The organism is Aquabacter sp. DMC10 (genome assembly GCF_056314145.1).
Genome location: NZ_JBQUYX010000003.1, coordinates 232,492 through 249,519 on the forward strand (window position 1 = coordinate 232,492; position 17,028 = coordinate 249,519).

The window sequence follows — 17,028 nt, forward strand, 5'->3', positions numbered from 1 at the left end:
CCGGCGCGTGCCCCACGCCGTGCCTTTTGCGCAGAACTGCCATGCCCGTGGAAGACCCCATGCTCCAGCGGGTGGGGCCATTTCCCGTGGCGCCGCGCGCGGCCTCTGATATATGCCCAACCGATCGGGGTCGAACGAGGGGAAACCGCCCATGACCAGTGTCACAGCTTTTGCGGACAAGGCCACCATCGCGGAACTCACCGCGAAGATGATTATCGAGGTGGGGGCGGTGGGCTTCTCGACGGGCGAGCCCTTCATCTTCACATCCGGCTGGGCGAGCCCTGTCTATATCGATTGCCGCCGGCTCATCTCCTTCCCGCGCGTGCGTCAGACGCTGGTGGATTTCGGCGTCTCCACAATCTATCGCGACATCGGCTTCGAGCAGGTGGACACGGTGGCCGGCGGCGAAACGGCGGGCATCCCGTTCGCGGCCTGGATCGCCGACCGCATGATGCTGCCCATGCAGTATGTGCGCAAGAAGCCCAAGGGCTTTGGCCGCAACGCGCAGATCGAGGGCTTCCTGGAGCCGGGCAAGCGCGTCCTGCTGGTGGAGGATCTCACCACCGATGGTCGCAGCAAGGTGAATTTCGTCCAGGCCCTGCGCAATGCGGGCGGCGAGTGCGGCCACTGCTTCGTGTTCTTCTATTACGACATCTTCGCCGAGGCGCAGAGCATTCTCGATGATGCGGGCCTGTCGCTTCATCGCCTGTGCACCTGGTGGGACATCCTGGCCGCGGTGAAGAAGATGGATCGCTTCCCGCCCCAGCAGATCGCCGAAATCGAATCCTTCCTGCACGACCCGCATGGCTGGTCCAAGGCCCATGGTGGGGCTTCCAACGCCAGCGAGTGATAGCCACGCCATGGATCTTTACGGCCTCGCCCGCCCCTTCCTTCCCCTCGTCTCGCCGGAAACGGCCCATGGATTGACGGTGCGGGCCCTCGCGGCGGGCCTGCGCCCGGTGCGGTCTGCGCCGGACGATCCTGTGCTCGCCTCCCGCCTGTGGGGGATGGATTTCCCCAATCCGGTGGGGCTCGCCGCCGGCTTCGACAAACATGCCGAGGTGGTGGACGAGGTGCTGGGGCTGGGATTTGGCTATGTGGAGGCGGGGTCGGTCACGCCGCGCCCGCAGCCCGGAAATCCCAAGCCGCGCCTCTTCCGTCTGGACGAAGACGAGGCGGTCATCAACCGCTTCGGCTTCAATTCGGAGGGGCTCGGCCCCTTCGTGGAGCGGCTGCGCAAGCGCCGCGCCGCGGGGGCAAGCGGGATCGTCGGGGCCAACCTCGGCAAGAACAAGGAAACCGCGAACGCGGCGGATGACTATGACGCCGGCATCCGCGCCACCTGCGGCCTTGCCGACTATCTGGTCTGCAACCTGTCGTCGCCCAACACGCCCGGGCTGCGGGCGCTGCAGGCCCGCAGCGAGATGGCTGCGGTCATCGGCACCGCCCGCAATGCGCGGGACGAGACCATTGTGGAGCCGACAAGGCGCCCCCCGCTTCTTGTGAAGATCGCCCCCGATCTCGATGATGCGGCCCTCGCCGACATTGCCGAGGTGGTGCTGGAGGAGAAGGTGGATGGCGTCATCATCGGCAACACCACTTTGTCCCGGCCGGCGAGCCTGAAGAGCGCCCATAAGGGCGAAACCGGTGGCCTGTCGGGCCGGCCGCTCATGAGCCTGTCGACGGAGCGCCTCGCCGCCTTCGCCCGCTTGGTGGAGGGGCGCGTGCCCCTCATCGGCTGTGGCGGCATCGCCTCCGGGGCCGACGCCTATGCCAAGATCCGCGCCGGCGCGAGCCTGGTGCAGCTTTATTCGGCCCTGGTGTTTCAGGGGCCTGCGCTGGTGGGCCGCATCAAGCGCGATCTCGCCGCCCGCCTGAAGGCGGACGGCTTCACCTCCCTCGCGCAGGCCGTCGGCGCGGACCTGCGCTGACGCCTTTGGCCTGGCGTCTGGTCCTTACCCCTGGCGCTTCGCCAAAAGGTCGCGGATCTCCTCCAGGAGCACCTCGGAGCGCGTGGGGGCGGCGGAGGGCTTGGCGGCCTCCTCCTTCTTCAGCGCATTCATGGCCCGGACGATGAAGAAGAGGATGAAGGCCACGATCAGGAAGTTGATGGCCAGCGTGATGAAGCGGCCGTAGGCCACGACCGCCCCCTGCCGGCGGGCTTCCTCCAGATTGTCCGCCGTGACGTTGGATGCGAGCGGGATGAAGTAGTTGGTGAAGTCCAGGCCGCCCGTGATCGCGCCGATGATCGGCATGAAAATGTCGGCGACGAGTGAGCTCACGATATTGCCGAAGGCGGCGCCGATAATGACGCCGACCGCCAGGTCCACCACGTTGCCCTTCATGGCGAATTCGCGGAATTGCTTGAGCATGGCTCTCCTTTCCCAGTGCCGGTGTTCCCCGGCGACAACGCACACGCCCCGCTCCGGTGCCAGCCTCAGCTTGACCTGTTGCGTGCGAATTGTCGCCTCTCCCGGCGCGGGAACTGCAAAGCGGTATTTTTTGGCGCGCCAAAGAGCGGGCGTGACGCTTTCATGACTTTGAGCGCGGCGGCGCCTATGTTAGGGAGTGCGCCGGTCGGCGAGGGGTGCCGGTGGCGATCTGATCGCGCCGCGCTTTGAGCCGCAAGGAATCATCCCTTCGTGGGCAGCATGGCGATACCAGCGAGAATGGCGGACCGGCAGACCAGTTTCGAGTATGAAGACCTCCTCGCCTGCGGGCGTGGCGAGCTTTTCGGCCCCGGCAACGCCCAGCTGCCGCTGCCTCCCATGCTCATGTTCGATCGCATCTCGGAGATTTCCGAGACCGGCGGTGAATTCGGCAAGGGCTTCGTGCGCGCCGAACTGGCGGTGAAGCCCGACCTCTGGTTCTTCCCCTGCCACTTCAAGGGCGACCCGGTGATGCCTGGCTGCCTCGGGCTTGACGCCCTCTGGCAGATGGTCGGCTTCTTCCTGGGCTGGCTGGGCTCTCCCGGTCGTGGCCGGGCGCTGGGGCTCGGCGAGCTGAAATTCTCTGGCCAGGTTCTGCCGAGCATGCAGAAGGTGGTCTATGGCGTGGATTTCAAGCGCGTCATGCGCTCCAAGCTGGTGCTCGGCATTGCCGATGGCTGGCTTTCTGCGGATGGCGAGATCATCTATCGGGCAAAGGATCTGAAAGTCGGACTGTTCCAGCAGGATGCGGCGCCGGCGGCCATTGGCGGCTGACAAGGCATCGCCATCTTTGCGGGGCAGGGTGCGGTTTTCCACCTGAGGAAGTGACATGCGGCGCGTCGTCGTTACCGGGATGGGCATTGTCTCGTCCATCGGAAACTCCACGCAGGAGGTGCTCGCCAGCCTGCGCGAGGCCAAGAGCGGGATCTCCTTTGCGAAGGACTATGCCGATCTGGGCTTCCGGTCGCAGGTCCATGGCGCGCCCAGCCTCCATGCCGAGGACGTGGTGGATCGTCGCGCCATGCGCTTTCATGGCGGCGGCACGGCCTGGAACCATGTGGCCATGGACCAAGCCATCCGCGATGCGGGCCTTGAGGCTCACGAAGTGTCCAACGAGCGCACCGGCATGGTGATGGGCTCGGGCGGCTCGTCCACCCGCACCATCGTCGAGGCCGCAGACACCGCCCGCACCAAGGGCCCCAAGCGCGTGGGTCCGTTCGCTGTGCCAAAGGCCATGGCCTCCACGGCGTCGGCGACGCTGTCCACCTGGTTCAAGATCAAGGGGCCGAGCTATTCCATCTCTGCCGCCTGCGCGACCACCAATATCTGCATCGGCAATGCCTATGAGCAGATCGCCTATGGTAAGCAGGACCGCATGTTTGCCGGCGGCTGTGAGGATCTGGACTGGACGCTGTCCGTCCTGTTTGACGGCATGGGCGCCATGTCCTCCAATTACAATGACCGTCCGGCGGTTGCCTCCCGCGCCTATGACAAGGATCGCGATGGCTTCGTGATTTCCGGCGGCGCCGGCGTGGTGGTGCTGGAGGATCTGGAACTCGCCAAGGCGCGCGGCGCCCGCATCTATGCGGAGATCGTCGGCTATGGTGTGTCCTCTGACGGCGCCGACATGGTGGCCCCGTCCGGCGAGGGGGCGGAGCGGGCCATGCGTCTGGCCATCGCCGACCTGAAGGCGCCGATCGACTATATCAACCCCCACGCCACCTCGACCCCCATCGGCGATCTCAAGGAGATCGAGGCGATCCGGGCCGTGTTCGGCGACAAGGCACCGCCCATCTCGGCCACCAAGTCGCTGACCGGCCATTCCCAGGGCGCCACCGGGGTGCACGAGGCCATCTATTCCATCCTGATGATGCAGAACGGCTTCATCGCCAAGAGCGCCAATATCGACGAGATCGATCCGGCGTTTGCGGACATGCCGATCCTGCGCGAGCGGATGGACGATGTGGCGCTCGGCCATGTGCTGTCCAATGGCTTCGGCTTTGGCGGGGCCAATGCGTGCCTGGTGCTCAAGCATCCCAACGCCTGATCCGTCATCGGTGTGAAATCGTTAAGGCCCGCGGGGCGATTGTGCAGAATGCGCAGCGCGGCAGATGCGTGCGGGTAGCATCGGCCGGCAAGGTCTGCTATCGCCCCTGCCAGTATCGGACGAAGGATAGCCAGCGATGCGGGACCTGATGAAGGGCAAGCGCGGCGTGGTGATGGGCGTGGCCAACGACCACTCCATCGCGTGGGGGATCGCGAAGGCCCTGTCGGGTCAGGGTGCGGAACTGGCCTTCACCTATCAGGGCGAAGGCATGGCCAAGCGGGTCCGCCCGCTCGCCCAGAGCCTCGGCTCCAGCCTCATTCTGCCGTGCGATGTGGAAAACCTTGCCAGCGTGGATGAGGCCTTCAGTCGGCTCAAGGACGAATGGGGCACCATCGACTTCCTCGTCCATGCGGTTGCCTTCTCCGACAAGTCGGAGCTGAAGGGTCGCTACGCCGACACCACGCGGGAAAACTTCTCCCGCACCATGGTCATTTCCTGCTTTTCCTTCACCGAGGTGGCCAAGCGGGCGGCCGCGCTGATGCCGAACGGCGGTTCGCTGATCACGCTGACCTATGGCGGGTCCACGCGCGTCATGCCCAATTACAATGTGATGGGTGTGGCCAAGGCGGCCCTTGAGGCCTCCGTGCGGTACCTCGCAGCCGACTACGGTCCGGTCGGTGTTCGGGTGAATGCCATTTCCGCCGGCCCTGTGCGCACGCTTGCGGGCGCGGGGATCGCGGATGCCCGGCTGATGTTCAACTATCAGCGGCGTCACGCCCCCTTGCGCCGCACCGTCACCATCGAGGAAGTGGGCGGCTCTGCCCTTTATCTCCTCTCGGACCTATCCACGGGCGTGACCGGCGAGGTCCACTTCGTGGATAGTGGCTACAACATCATTTCCATGCCCCATCCCGACGTCCTGAAGACGCAAGAGGATGCAGAGGCCAAGCTCGCCAGCGAAGTGCCCGCGACCGCAGCGGAATAAGGCGCACGCCTCCGGTTGGACGGCGGCAAGGGGGAATGGGCCGGCCCGGCGGGAATCCCGCAGGACCGGCGCTACGTGCGGTGCCGTTGCGACAGGCATCATATTGCCATGTTTTAAGTTGCCCGGCGCGACACCTCCTCACTAAAGTGCCGCTGCCCGCCTTGCAGGGGCGCATTGCCCTCCCCCACATGACATAAGTCCCACACGATGAATTCCTGGCTCGTTGCGGCTCTCTCCTTTGGCTGCATGTTCGGTGGCGCGCTCGGTGCTCTTGCGCTTGCCTCGCGGCTGCCGGACCATCATCTGTCGCCGGCGACCCAGGATACGGTGAAGCTCGGCGTGGGCATGATTGCCGCCGTGGCCTCCCTCATCCTCGGGCTCATGGTGGCCTCGGTTCAGGGGTCTTTCAGCTCCACCTCCGGGGATGTGCGCAGCTATGCGCTGTCCATCCTCTCCGTCGACGTGGATCTTCGCCATTACGGGCCAGAAGCCTGCAAGATCCGCGACCTGCTCGACGACTATACCCGTGCTGTCCTGACGGACACCTGGCAGGACGCACCGTCCACCATGCGGCCCAGGAACACCCAGTCACCCCGCGAGACACTGGGTCAGCTCGATGCCGCCGTGCGCGCCCTGGAACCGGCGACGGACAGCCTGAGGGGGCTGAAGGAGACCATTTCAGGTGAATTGCGGACGGTGCTGACGGAGCGTTGGAAGGTGTCCGGCGACACCAGCTCCCAGATCCCGACGGCCTTCATCATCGTGGTCATCGTCTGGCTGGCGTTGATCTTTTCGAGCTTCGGGCTGTTTGCGCCGCTCAATGCCGTCGTCATGGGCGCCCTGTTCCTTTGCTCCATCTCCATTGCCGGTGCCCTGTTCCTGATTGTGGAGATGGCCAGTCCTTTCGACGGGGCGATCCAGGTGTCGCCGAGCGCCATCACCGACGTCATCACCTATATGGAAGCTCATCCCTGTCCGAAATGAGCCGCGCACGCCGGTGACGTGCTGGCGGCTACGGTGCCGGCTCGGGCGAGCGGACCTCGATCACTTGGACAAAGCTGGCCGGCCAGGGGCGCGGGCTGGGAATTCACGGGAAAGGGTCGGGCATGGAGCCCTGGCAGATCTCGCTCATTGCCTTCTTTTGCATGTCCCTCGGAACGCTCGGGGCCATGTTCATTGCCCGGATGCTGCCGGAGCATCACGTCTCCAAGGAGACGCAGGACACGGTGAAGCTGGGCGTTGGCATGATCGCCGCCATGTCGTCCCTCATCCTCGGCCTCATGACGGCCTCGGTGAAGGGGAATTTCGATACCACCGACAAGGATGTGCATACCTATGCGCTGAATATCCTGTCCGCGGATACGGCCATGCGCCATTACGGGCCGGAGGCGTGTGCCGCGCGTGATCTCCTGCGCCAGTATACGCAGGGCGTGATTGATGAGGCGTGGTCGGGCCTCGACGACGGCGGCACCCCCGGGGTGGCCACCGGGCAGGTCCTGACCGAAATTGACGCCGCTGTCCGCGCCTGGAAGCCCCAGAATGACGACCAGCGCGCCATCCGGGCGGCGGTGATGGATCGCCTCCAGAGTCTGCTGGCCAGCCGCTGGACCATCAGCCAAGACGCCATGACCAATATCCCGAACGTGTTCCTTCTCGTTCTAATCATCTGGCTCACCCTCATCTTCATCAGCTTCGGGCTTTTCGCCCCGTCCAACGCGGTGGTGGTGGGCGCGCTCATGCTCTGCTCCATGTCCATCTCCTGCGCGCTCTTCATCATCATGGAGATGTCCGGCCCCTTTGATGGCCTCGTCGTCGTGACGCCCCAACCGCTGATTCGGGTGCTGGAGCTGGTGAAGGCCTATCACTGCGCCTAGAGCATTTCCGCTGATGATTGAATCGGGTTGGATTCCCTTTGGCGCGGGGTTGTGATTCAAGGTGCTGGCTGGGCGGAGGCCAGCATCAGATGATCCGACCTCTCTCCAATGATCTGCGTGAGCGGGTGGTTGCGGCGGTTGTGGCTGGGGAGACGACGCGGGTGGTTGCGGCCCGGTTCGGGGTGGCGGTGTCCTCGGTGGTGAAGTGGGCGCAGCGCCATCGCGCGACCGGCTCGGTGGCGCCGGGCCGGATGGGCGGCCATCGCAAATATGTGCTGGAGCCGCACCGCGCCTTCATCGTCGAGCGGCTGGTTGAGAGCCCGCATCTGACGCTGCATGGCCTGAAGGCGGAATTGGCGGGACGCGGGATCGCCGTCTCCCACGATGCAATCTGGCGCTTCCTGCGCCGCGAGGGGCTGCGCTTCAAAAAAAACGATGTTCGCCCTTGAGCAGGCGCGCGCCGACATCGCTCGCCGTCGTCAGCACTGGCGCTTCCGGCAGAAGAGGCTCGATCCAAACCGACTGGTGTTCATCGACGAGACCTGGATCAAGACCAACATGGCCCCGCTCCACGGCTGGGGGCCAAAGGGCAAACGCCTGAAGGGCTTCGCGCCGCACGGCCATTGGAAGACCCTGACCTTCCTCGGAGCCCTGCGCGCCGATGCTCTCACCGCGCCCTGCGTCTTCGACGGCCCCATCAACGCCGCGTGTTTTTGCGCCTACGTGGAGCAGGAACTCGTGCCCACGCTGAAGCCGGGCGACATCGTCATCATGGACAATCTCGGCAGTCACAAGGGAGCGGCGGTGCGCAGGCTCATCACTGAGGCCGGCGCCAGGCTCCGCTTCCTGCCGCCCTATTCGCCGGACCTCAACCCGATCTAGCAGGCCTTCTCCAAGATCAAGCACTGGATGCGCCAGGCCCAGAAGCGGACCGTCACGGACACCTGGCGCCATATCGGCGACCTCGTCGCAACTATCGAACCCAGCGAATGCACAAACTACCTCGCAAACGCCGGATACGCTTCAATAAAAACATGAAGCGCTCTAGCCGGGGGCGGGGCGCCGCCCGCGCCCGCAAGGTCCAGGCAAGTCTCTTCGCCTTTCTTGCTCCCGCTTGGGTTTTTCGGGAGCATTCACATGCGCGGCTTGCGGTTGGGTATCGGGCTGAAGCTCGGATTGGTCGCGGGCTTTCTGGTGCTCATGTCCGCCGGCGTCATCGTCAGCCGGCAGATCGCCCTTACCCGCATCAACGGGGCGCTCGACGATTCCCGTCTCCAGGCGGAAATCCTGAAGGAGGCGGAGAATGTGGGCCTGCTGCTCAGCACCATCCGCCTCAACGCCGCAGAGATGCGTCTTTCCTTCGCCAATCTGGACAATGACGATCTGCTGCGGAAGGTGAAGGTGGACGTGGCCACCGCCCAAGGGCAGCTCAATCATCTTCTGGAGGTGGAAACCCATGAGGATGATCGGGAGACGTTCCGGTCGCTCAAGGCCAGCCTGGTCCAGATCTCCCGCGCCGTTGCCGACGTCCGCGAGACCCAGACCACCCAGCTTCAGGCCGTCGACAGCCGCATCGCCCTGGCATCGCGCGCACGCGGCACCTTCTCGATGCTGGCGAGCACTGCCGCCGCTGCCGGCAAGGCGGACGCCGTGAGCGCGGCGCATCAGTTGGAGCAGTTGCTGGACAATATCAGCCTCGCCGCCGCCACCTTCACCCTGGAGGACGACCGCAAGCAATTGGTGCTGATCTCCGCCATGCACGACAGCGCCGGGCGGATCCTCAATGACCTGGAGGATGCCCTCGGCCGGTCGACAGATCTGGATACCGCTCGCAAGCTGTTCGACAATTATGTGGATGCCATCCGCCAGGGCCTCGCCGAAATCCAGGCGCGAGACAAGCTGGTGCAGGAGCAACTCCTGCCGGCAACACAAAAGGCCGCCAAGCTCCTGGCGGGCGTGATCCATGAAAGCGAGGAACAGGCAGTCGAGGCACAGGCGGCTGCCAATGAGGCGCTGGACGAGGGCATGACGCAGATCCTGTCCCTTTCCATCATTGCCATCCTCGCCGCCCTCGCCGCCGGGGCCTATTCCATCATCGGCGTGGCGCGGCCGTTGGGCCATGTGGCCGGTGCCATGGAGCAGGTCTCGTCCGGGAACCTGGACGCGGCCATTCCTCATGGCGCCCGGCAGGACGAGATCGGCGATCAGGCCCGTGCGCTCACCTATTTCCGCGACAGCCTGGTGGAGTCGGAGCGCCAGCGCGACGAACGACGCCAGGAAGAAGAGGCGGCCCGGGCGCGACGCAAGGACGAAATGAACGCCCTGGCCCAGTCCTTCGAGGCGGCGGTGGGCGCGGTGGTGGATCTGGTTGCCAGCGCCGCCACCGAGCTGCAGGAAGCGGCGGAGAGCCTCAACGCAACCGCCGACGAAGCCTCAAGCGAAGCCGCGACCGTCGCCGCTGCGGCCCAGCTCGCCACCACCAATGTGCAATCCGTGGCGGCGGCCATCGAGGAACTGTCCACTTCCGCCCGGGAGATCGGCGACCGCCTCCAGCATTCCTCGCAGATGACCGAGCAGGCGGTGACCGAGGTGGAGACCACCAATGGCCAGATCAACGGCCTGCGCGTCTCCGCCGACCAGATCGGCACCATCGTGAGCCTGATTGACACCATCGCCGGGCAGACCAATTTGCTGGCGCTGAACGCCACCATCGAATCCGCGCGGGCCGGTGAGGCCGGGCGTGGCTTTGCGGTCGTGGCGCAGGAAGTGAAGGACCTCGCCGGGCAGACAGCGAAGGCGACCGCCGACATTGCGTCGCGGATCACCGGCATCCAGGACTCCACGGGCGACGTGGTGGTGTCCATCTCCGGCTTCAGCCAGACCATCACCGAATTGCGCGCCGCCGCCGCCGCCATCGCCGCCGCCATGGAGGAGCAGAATGCCACCACGGGCGAGGTGGCCCGCAGCATCCAGAGCGCGGCCAACGGCACCACCGAGGTGACCGCCAGCATTGCCGCTGTGGAACGGGCGGCCCACGCTTCTTCAGCCGCTGCCCAGCAGGTGCTGATCTCGTCGCGGGATCTGTCCCAGCAAGCCGAGCGTCTGCGCCGTCAGGTGCGCGACTTCGTGCAGACCGTGCGGGCGGCCTGACCGAGGCGACAAAGCCCAAAGAAAAAGGGCGGCCCTGGGGCCGCCCTTCTCGTTTCTGGGGGCGAAAGCCTCACTCGGCGGCGCCAGCCTCGTCCTTGGCCGCAGCGTCCTTGGCGGCGTCCCGCTCGGCCTTTTCCTTGGCCTCGAGGTCCTCGCCGGTGGTCTGGTCGACCACCTTCATGGACAGGCGGGTCTTGCCGCGCTCGTCGAAGCCCATCAGCTTCACCTTGACCTTGTCGCCTTCCTTGACCACGTCGGTGGTCTTGGCGACGCGCTCCTTGGCGAGCTGCGAGATGTGCACCAGGCCGTCCTTGGAACCGAAGAAGTTCACGAAGGCGCCGAAGTCCACCACCTTCACGACCGTGCCGTCATAGATCTGGCCCACTTCCGGCTCGGAAGCGATGGACTTGATCCAGTTGATGGCGGCCTTGATGCTTTCCGCGGCGGCGGAGGCGATCTTGATCGTGCCGTCGTCCTCGATGTTGATCTTGGCGCCGGTCTTCTCGACGATCTCGCGGATCACCTTGCCGCCGGAGCCGATCACTTCGCGGATCTTGTCCACGGGGATCTGCATCACTTCGATGCGGGGAGCGTGCTCGCCCAGTTCTGCACGGGCGGAGGTCAGGGCCTTGGACATCTCGTTCAGGATGTGCGCGCGGCCGTCCTTCGCCTGGCCGAGGGCGACCTTCATGATCTCCTCGGTGATGCCGGCGATCTTGATGTCCATCTGGAGCGAGGTCACGCCCTTCTCGGTGCCAGCCACCTTGAAGTCCATGTCGCCCAGGTGATCCTCGTCGCCCAGGATGTCCGAGAGAACGGCGAACTTCTCGCCTTCCAGGATCAGGCCCATGGCGATGCCGGCCACGGGACGGCGCAGGGGAACGCCCGCATCCATCAGCGCCAGCGAGGTGCCGCAGACGGTGGCCATGGAGGAGGAGCCGTTGGACTCCAGGATCTCCGAGACCACGCGCAGGGTGTAGGGGAACTCATGCTTGGCGGGCAGCATGGGGTGGATGGCGCGCCAGGCCAGCTTGCCGTGGCCGATCTCGCGGCGGCCGGGAGAGCCCATGCGGCCGGTCTCGCCCACGGAGAAGGGCGGGAAGTTGTAGTGCAGCAGGAAGTGCTCCTTGTAGGTGCCCTCCAGGCTGTCGATGAACTGCTCGTCCTCGCCGGTGCCGAGGGTCGCGACCACCAGGGCCTGGGTCTCGCCGCGGGTGAACAGCGCCGAGCCGTGGGCCCGGGGCAGGATGCCCACTTCGGAGACGATGGGACGCACGGTGCGCACGTCACGGCCGTCGATGCGCACGCCCTCGTCGAGGATGTTCCAGCGCACGATCTTGGCTTCGAGGCCCTTCAGCACTTCGGACAGGACCTGCGGGGCGGGGGCCTGCTGGCCCTCGACGGCGAGGCCTTCGAAATACTTCTTCACCTTGGCCTTGGCCTGACCGACGGCCTCATAGCGGGCCTGCTTCTGCACGATCTTGTAGGCGGCGCGCAGGTCCGCCTCGGCGATCTCGCGGATCTTGGCTTCGAGGGCGGAATGATCCTCGGGCTCGAACGCGCGGGGTTCCTTGGCAGCCTTCTCGGCGAGGCGGATGATGGCCTCGATCACCGGCTGGAAGTGGCGGTGGCCGAACATGACCGCGCCGAGCATGATCTCCTCGGGCAGTTCCTTGGCCTCGGACTCCACCATGAGCACGGCGTCGGAGGTGCCGGCGACCACCAGGTCGAGGGCGCTTTCCTTCACCTCTTCCAGGGTGGGGTTGAGCACATATTCATCGCCGATGAAGCCGACGCGGGCGCCGCCGATGGGGCCCATGAAGGGCACGCCGGAGAGCGTCAGGGCGGCGGAAGCGGCGACCATGGCGACGACATCGGGGTCGTTCTCGAGGTCATGGGCGAGAACGGTGACCACCACCTGGGTCTCGTTCTTGTAGCCGTCGGCGAACAGGGGGCGGATGGGGCGATCGATGAGACGGGAGACCAGGGTCTCCTTCTCGGAGGGACGGCCCTCGCGCTTGAAGTAGCCGCCGGGGATGCGGCCGGCCGCGTAGGTCTTTTCCTGATAGTTCACGGTCAGGGGAAAGAAATCCTGACCGGGCTTGGCCTCCCGGGCGGAAACCACGGTGGCGAGAACGGTGGTGTCGCCGTAGCTGGCGAGCACCGCACCGTCAGCCTGCCGGGCCATCTTGCCCGTCTCCAGGATCAGCGTGCGGCCGCCCCAGTCCAGTTCCTCGCGATGGATGTCGAACATGGAATGTCTCTCTCTATTGCGCGAAGCGGGAGAGCCATGTGCAAGACGGCCGGACGCGCCGCCCGTTCATCGTCCCCGGTTTGGGGCGATGCACGACGGTAGCGTCCGGCGATCCTGCCATGACTTTCCCTAGACTTCGCGGGCGCGCGGCGGACCCCATGTCCGCCACGATGCGTCGCCGCGTCATGCGGCGCGCTTGGGCGCGATCCCATGCGATGGAGCCCACCGCACCGGGACGCGCCCTTGGGACCCTTGACCCTTCGGGCCGGCCATCACGCCGACGCCCGAAGGGCCGGGAGCCCTGTCAGCGACGCAGGCCGAGCCGCTCGATCAGCGACTTGTAGCGACCTTCGTCCTTGCGCTTCAGATAATCGAGGAGGCTGCGACGCTGGGAGACCAGCTTCAGCAGGCCGCGACGGGAGTGGTTGTCCTTGTTATGGGACTTGAAGTGCTCGGTCAGGTTGGAGATGCGCTCGGAGAGGATCGCAACCTGCACCTCGGGCGAACCGGTGTCGCCGTCCTTGGCCCCATAGTCCTTGATGAGCGCCTGCTTGCGCTCGGCAGTGATCGACATCGGATGTTCCTTTTCGTTGGAGAAGAGCGGCAATCGCGAGCGCCATCGCGGGCGGAACCGGGATTGCCAATCCGTCGACGGGCCGGGCCGGGATGTCGTCCAGCGCGGTCCAGGTCGAACGGAAGGGTTGCGCTCCCTTTCGGCAGCGCGGCGGCACTATATACACGGAATCCCTTGGCGGGCCAGTGCAAAGTCCGGCGGACCGGCCGGCGGCCCGCCGGCGCACTTTGTTCGCAAGACGTGCGGCGCCCCGGAGGGCACCGCCAGCCTCACTTCATGCCGATGGTGGTCAGGTCCTGGAACCAGTGCTGGGCTTGCACGAAGTCCTTCACCTTGGGCGACAATGCGTGGGGGTTGGTGTCATGCACCACCCAGACCAGGGCGGCATCATCCACCACCTGCTCATGCACCTTGGCCATCAGCTCATCCTGCTTGGCCACGTCGAACGTGCGCTTGGCCTCGTCGATGAGCGCATCCACCTTGGGGTTGGAATAGAAGCCCCAGTTCACCCCCACCGGCGCCACCTGCCGGGAATCGAAGAAGCGGATGAGCGCATAGAGGGGGTCGGAGGTCACATAGGCGATGTTGTTGGCGGTGATGCCCGCGTTCATCGGGTCCTTCGCGCCCTTGCGCCAATGGGTGTAGAGCGCCTCCAGCTCCACCACCTTGAACTCCACGTCCACGCCGATCTCCTTGAAGGAGGCCTGGATATATTCGTTCATGGGCAAAGACAGCATCTGGCCCGTGCCGCCGGTGGCGATGATGAAGGTGGCCTTGACCGGCTTCTCCTTGGAGTAGCCGGCTTCCTTCACCAGGCGCGCCGCTTCGGCCGGATCATACTTCAGGTCGAAGGTGGGCTTGCCGAACCAGGGGCTCTGCGGGTCCACCTGGCCCTTGGCGGGCTTGGCGAGGCCGTTCATGAGGGCGACGATGCCGTCGCGGTCGACCGCCAGGTTCAGCGCCTTGCGCAGGCGCACGTCGGTCCAGGGCGAGCCGGGCAGGACCGAGAGGTGATAGTTCCACACGTGCGGCGTGACATTGTCGACGATCTTGATGCCCGCCGCCTTCAGCTGCGGCACGGCGTCGGGGGCGGGGGTCTCGATCAGATCCACCTGGCCGGCGAGCAAGGCATTGGTGCGGGTGACCGCCTCGGGGATGGGGATGAGGATCATCCGGTCCGCCTTCGGCAGGCGGTTCTTGTCCCAGTAATCGGGGTTCCGCACCAGTTCCAGGCGTTCGCGCGGGACCAGCTTGTCCATCTTGAACGGGCCGGTGCCGGACGGACTGGCGGCGAACTTGTCCCAGTCCTTGCCGAGCTTCTCGTATTGCGCCGGGCTGGAGACCAGGAACCAGAGCATCTGGTAGGGGAAGAAGCTGTCCACGTCCTTGGTGGTGATCTCCACCGTATAGTCGTCCACCTTGCGATAGGAGGCGACGGAGGGCAGGCGGGTCTTCACCTGCGCGGACTGGCGCTTGTCGAACTGGGGGGATTTCTCGTCCAGGACCTTGTCGAGGTTCCAGATCACCGCATCGGCAGTGAAGTCCGACCCATCATGGAACTTGACGCCCTTGCGCAGGGTGAAGATCCATTTCTTCTGGTCGGCGGGATCCACCTTCCATTCGGTGGCCAGGCCCGGCACCAGCTTGCCGGGCCGGTCGGCCACATTCATTTCCCAGGCCACCAGCGGATCATAAAGGGTGTAGCCGGTGAATTGATAGGCACCTGCCCCTCTATCAGGCTGACCTGTGGTCTGTGGGATGTCGGCCATGGAGATGCCATAGCGCACGACATTCTCGGCCTTGGCGGCCAGGGGAGCGCCGGCCGCAAGGGCCAGCGAGACAAGAGCAGAGGATAAAAAGGACAATCCGAAGCGCATGGACCAGCTTTCCAGGGTTGCGGAAAGCCCGTGCTTCGCAAGTTGCATGCCGTATTGCGCATGCAATTCGGCAGATCGGTCACGTTTTTGTATACACCCCCTGTGCGCGCGCCTGCCCGACCGAACTGGGGGGCCGTCTCCGCTACGAGGGGGCGGTGGACACGGAAAAGGCCGCCGGACTGAACAATCCGGCGGCCTTCTTTCATCCATTGGCTTTTCTCTCACCCGTCCGCGATGGGGCGGGCAAGGCTTGTCATGCCGTGCGGCGGATGGGCTTCGGCGCCGCCTTGGCCCAATTGAATACACGATGGGGCCGCACCTCTCCGCCGGCCATGTCGCCGATGGCGATCAGCGAGCCCTGGCAGGACACCGCCACATGCCCCTCATAGATGGGGGCGTCGCGGCCACGCAGGATTACGTTCTGGCCACAGCGCATGCGATGGGCGTCCGAGGGAGTGACGGCGATTTCCGGGAGTTCCTCCAGGGCGCAGCCCACATCGGCCATGGCTTCCGACAGTGCGGCCATGCCCGCGTCGGCGCGGTCGCGCAATTCGTCGAGGGGGACGAGGTCCTCCTCCAGGAACGGGCCGACGGCGGTGCGGCGCAGCGTGGACACGTGGCCGCAGGTGCCGAGCGCCCGGCCGAGGTCGCGGGCGATGGAACGCACATAGGTCCCCTTGCCGCACTCGGCCTCGATCACGACATGGTCGGGGTCCGGACGGGATACGATGTCCAGGCGGTGGATGACCACGGGGCGGGCCTCCAGCACCACGGTCTCGCCTTCGCGGGCGAGATCATAGGCCCGTTCGCCCTGGATCTTCAGCGCCGAATAGACCGGCGGCACCTGCATGATCTCGCCGCGGAACTGGGCGAGCGCGGCCTCGATCTCGGCATCGGCCGGGCGCACGTCGGAAGTGGCAACGGGCGAGCCTTCCGCGTCGTCCGTGTCCATCTCGATGCCGAAACTGACCGTGAAGCGGTAGGTCTTGCGGCCGTCCATCACATAGGGAACGGTCTTGGTGGCCTCGCCGAAGGCGATGGGCAGGCAGCCGGACGCCAACGGGTCGAGCGTGCCCGCATGACCGGCCTTCTTGGCGCCGAACAGGCGCTTCACCACGGTGACTGCCTGGGTGGATGTCATGCCGATGGGCTTGTCCAGCAGCACCCAGCCATCAATGTCCCGCTTGGGCTCGCGCGGCTTGTTGGGGTCCCGCTGCGGCCGGCGCGGGGGCTCGCCGGCGCGCTTGTACCGCGGCCGGTCATAGTCCGAAGAGGGCGCTGTGGCGGGAGCCAGGACCGCCGCTTCGGGGCCGGCGTCGGGACGGGCGTCTTGCTTCAGGGAGCTGTCATCCACGATGGGCATCATTGATCCGTTTCGTTCTCGCCATCGGTCTCAAGGTCTCGGGCCACGTCAGGGGAACGCAGCAAGGCGTCGATGCGCGCGCCCTCGTCGAACGAGGTGTCCTTTCGGAAGCGCAGCTCAGGCACCGACTTCAGCTCCACCCGGCGCGCCAGTTCGGTGCGCAGGAAGCGGGCGTTGTCGCTCAAGGCCTTCAGCACCGGGGCGATGTCCTTGCCGCCCAGCGGCATGACAAAGCAGGTGGCGATCTTCAGGTCGGGCGACATGCGCACTTCGGGCACGGTGATGATGTGCCCGGAGAGGACGGGGTCGATATGGTCGCCGCGCGAGAGCACGTCGGCCAGGGCGTGGCGCACCAGTTCGCCCACGCGCAGCATGCGCTGGCTCGGGCCGGCGCCGGTCTTGTTCTGTTGTCTCATGGTCCTTCATTCGACGGCGCGTCGCGCCCGTCGCTCCTCACGCGAGACGGGGCGGAATC

General features: G+C 65.6%; 14 protein-coding genes and 1 pseudogene. 9 read left to right on the top strand and 6 right to left on the bottom strand.

Translation table 11 applies throughout. The features are described 5' to 3' along the window. Positions 1-151 precede the first annotated feature (151 nt). Together ACT54L_RS09790 and ACT54L_RS09795 are read left to right on the top strand one after the other, a co-directional pair. Complete coding sequence (locus tag ACT54L_RS09790; RefSeq protein WP_476085395.1) at positions 152-850, top strand: orotate phosphoribosyltransferase; 699 nt, start codon at positions 152-154, stop codon at positions 848-850. A 10-nt stretch (positions 851-860) separates the two neighbouring features. Then, on the top strand, positions 861-1,931 hold the full coding sequence (locus ACT54L_RS09795; protein WP_476085396.1) for a quinone-dependent dihydroorotate dehydrogenase: 1,071 nt from the start codon (positions 861-863) through the stop codon (positions 1,929-1,931). A 24-nt stretch (positions 1,932-1,955) separates the two neighbouring features. On the opposite strand, the gene mscL is transcribed toward ACT54L_RS09795, so the two are convergent. Continuing rightward, the gene (gene mscL, locus ACT54L_RS09800) at positions 1,956-2,372 is read right to left on the bottom strand and encodes a large conductance mechanosensitive channel protein MscL (protein ID WP_476085397.1); all 417 of its coding nucleotides are present in this window, start codon (positions 2,370-2,372) and stop codon (positions 1,956-1,958) included. A 297-nt stretch (positions 2,373-2,669) separates the two neighbouring features. Here mscL and fabA point away from each other — a divergent pair, with 297 nt between their 5' ends. The 7 genes and pseudogenes from fabA (at position 2,670) to ACT54L_RS09835 (ending at position 10,485) form a co-directional block, all read left to right on the top strand. Beyond that, the gene (gene fabA, locus ACT54L_RS09805) at positions 2,670-3,203 is read left to right on the top strand and encodes a 3-hydroxyacyl-[acyl-carrier-protein] dehydratase FabA (protein WP_476085398.1); all 534 of its coding nucleotides are present in this window, start codon (positions 2,670-2,672) and stop codon (positions 3,201-3,203) included. A 55-nt stretch (positions 3,204-3,258) separates the two neighbouring features. Continuing rightward, on the top strand, positions 3,259-4,476 hold the full coding sequence (gene fabB / locus ACT54L_RS09810) for a beta-ketoacyl-ACP synthase I (protein WP_476085399.1): 1,218 nt from the start codon (positions 3,259-3,261) through the stop codon (positions 4,474-4,476). A 136-nt stretch (positions 4,477-4,612) separates the two neighbouring features. Continuing rightward, positions 4,613-5,461, top strand: coding sequence for an enoyl-ACP reductase FabI (gene fabI, locus ACT54L_RS09815; protein ID WP_476085400.1), 849 nt, complete (start codon positions 4,613-4,615; stop codon positions 5,459-5,461). 207 nt (positions 5,462-5,668) lie between these two features. Next, positions 5,669-6,445 (top strand): bestrophin-like domain, encoded by a 777-nt coding sequence (locus ACT54L_RS09820; protein WP_476085401.1) that lies wholly within the window; start codon positions 5,669-5,671, stop codon positions 6,443-6,445. A gap of 122 nt (positions 6,446-6,567) precedes the next feature. Next, complete coding sequence (locus ACT54L_RS09825; RefSeq protein WP_476085402.1) at positions 6,568-7,335, top strand: bestrophin-like domain; 768 nt, start codon at positions 6,568-6,570, stop codon at positions 7,333-7,335. An 89-nt stretch (positions 7,336-7,424) separates the two neighbouring features. After that, positions 7,425-8,373 (top strand): annotated as a pseudogene (locus ACT54L_RS09830) (IS630 family transposase). 99 nt (positions 8,374-8,472) lie between these two features. Continuing rightward, a complete protein-coding gene (locus tag ACT54L_RS09835) occupies positions 8,473-10,485 on the top strand; it encodes a methyl-accepting chemotaxis protein (RefSeq protein ID WP_476085403.1) in 2,013 nt (670 codons plus the stop codon). Between the two features lie 70 nt (positions 10,486-10,555). On the opposite strand, the gene pnp is transcribed toward ACT54L_RS09835, so the two are convergent. The 5 genes from pnp to rbfA form a co-directional block, all read right to left on the bottom strand. Further along, on the bottom strand, positions 10,556-12,739 hold the full coding sequence (gene pnp, locus ACT54L_RS09840) for a polyribonucleotide nucleotidyltransferase (protein WP_476085404.1): 2,184 nt from the start codon (positions 12,737-12,739) through the stop codon (positions 10,556-10,558). A gap of 304 nt (positions 12,740-13,043) precedes the next feature. Continuing rightward, on the bottom strand, positions 13,044-13,313 hold the full coding sequence (rpsO, locus tag ACT54L_RS09845; protein WP_209104276.1) for a 30S ribosomal protein S15: 270 nt from the start codon (positions 13,311-13,313) through the stop codon (positions 13,044-13,046). 269 nt (positions 13,314-13,582) lie between these two features. Next, on the bottom strand, positions 13,583-15,190 hold the full coding sequence (locus tag ACT54L_RS09850) for an ABC transporter substrate-binding protein (protein WP_476085765.1): 1,608 nt from the start codon (positions 15,188-15,190) through the stop codon (positions 13,583-13,585). A 253-nt stretch (positions 15,191-15,443) separates the two neighbouring features. Then, positions 15,444-16,484 (bottom strand): tRNA pseudouridine(55) synthase TruB, encoded by a 1,041-nt coding sequence (truB, locus tag ACT54L_RS09855; RefSeq protein WP_476085766.1) that lies wholly within the window; start codon positions 16,482-16,484, stop codon positions 15,444-15,446. Between the two features lie 68 nt (positions 16,485-16,552). Then, positions 16,553-16,969, bottom strand: a complete 417-nt coding sequence (gene rbfA, locus ACT54L_RS09860) for a 30S ribosome-binding factor RbfA (protein WP_476085405.1) — start codon at positions 16,967-16,969, stop codon at positions 16,553-16,555. Between the last annotated feature and the right edge of the window lie 59 nt (positions 16,970-17,028).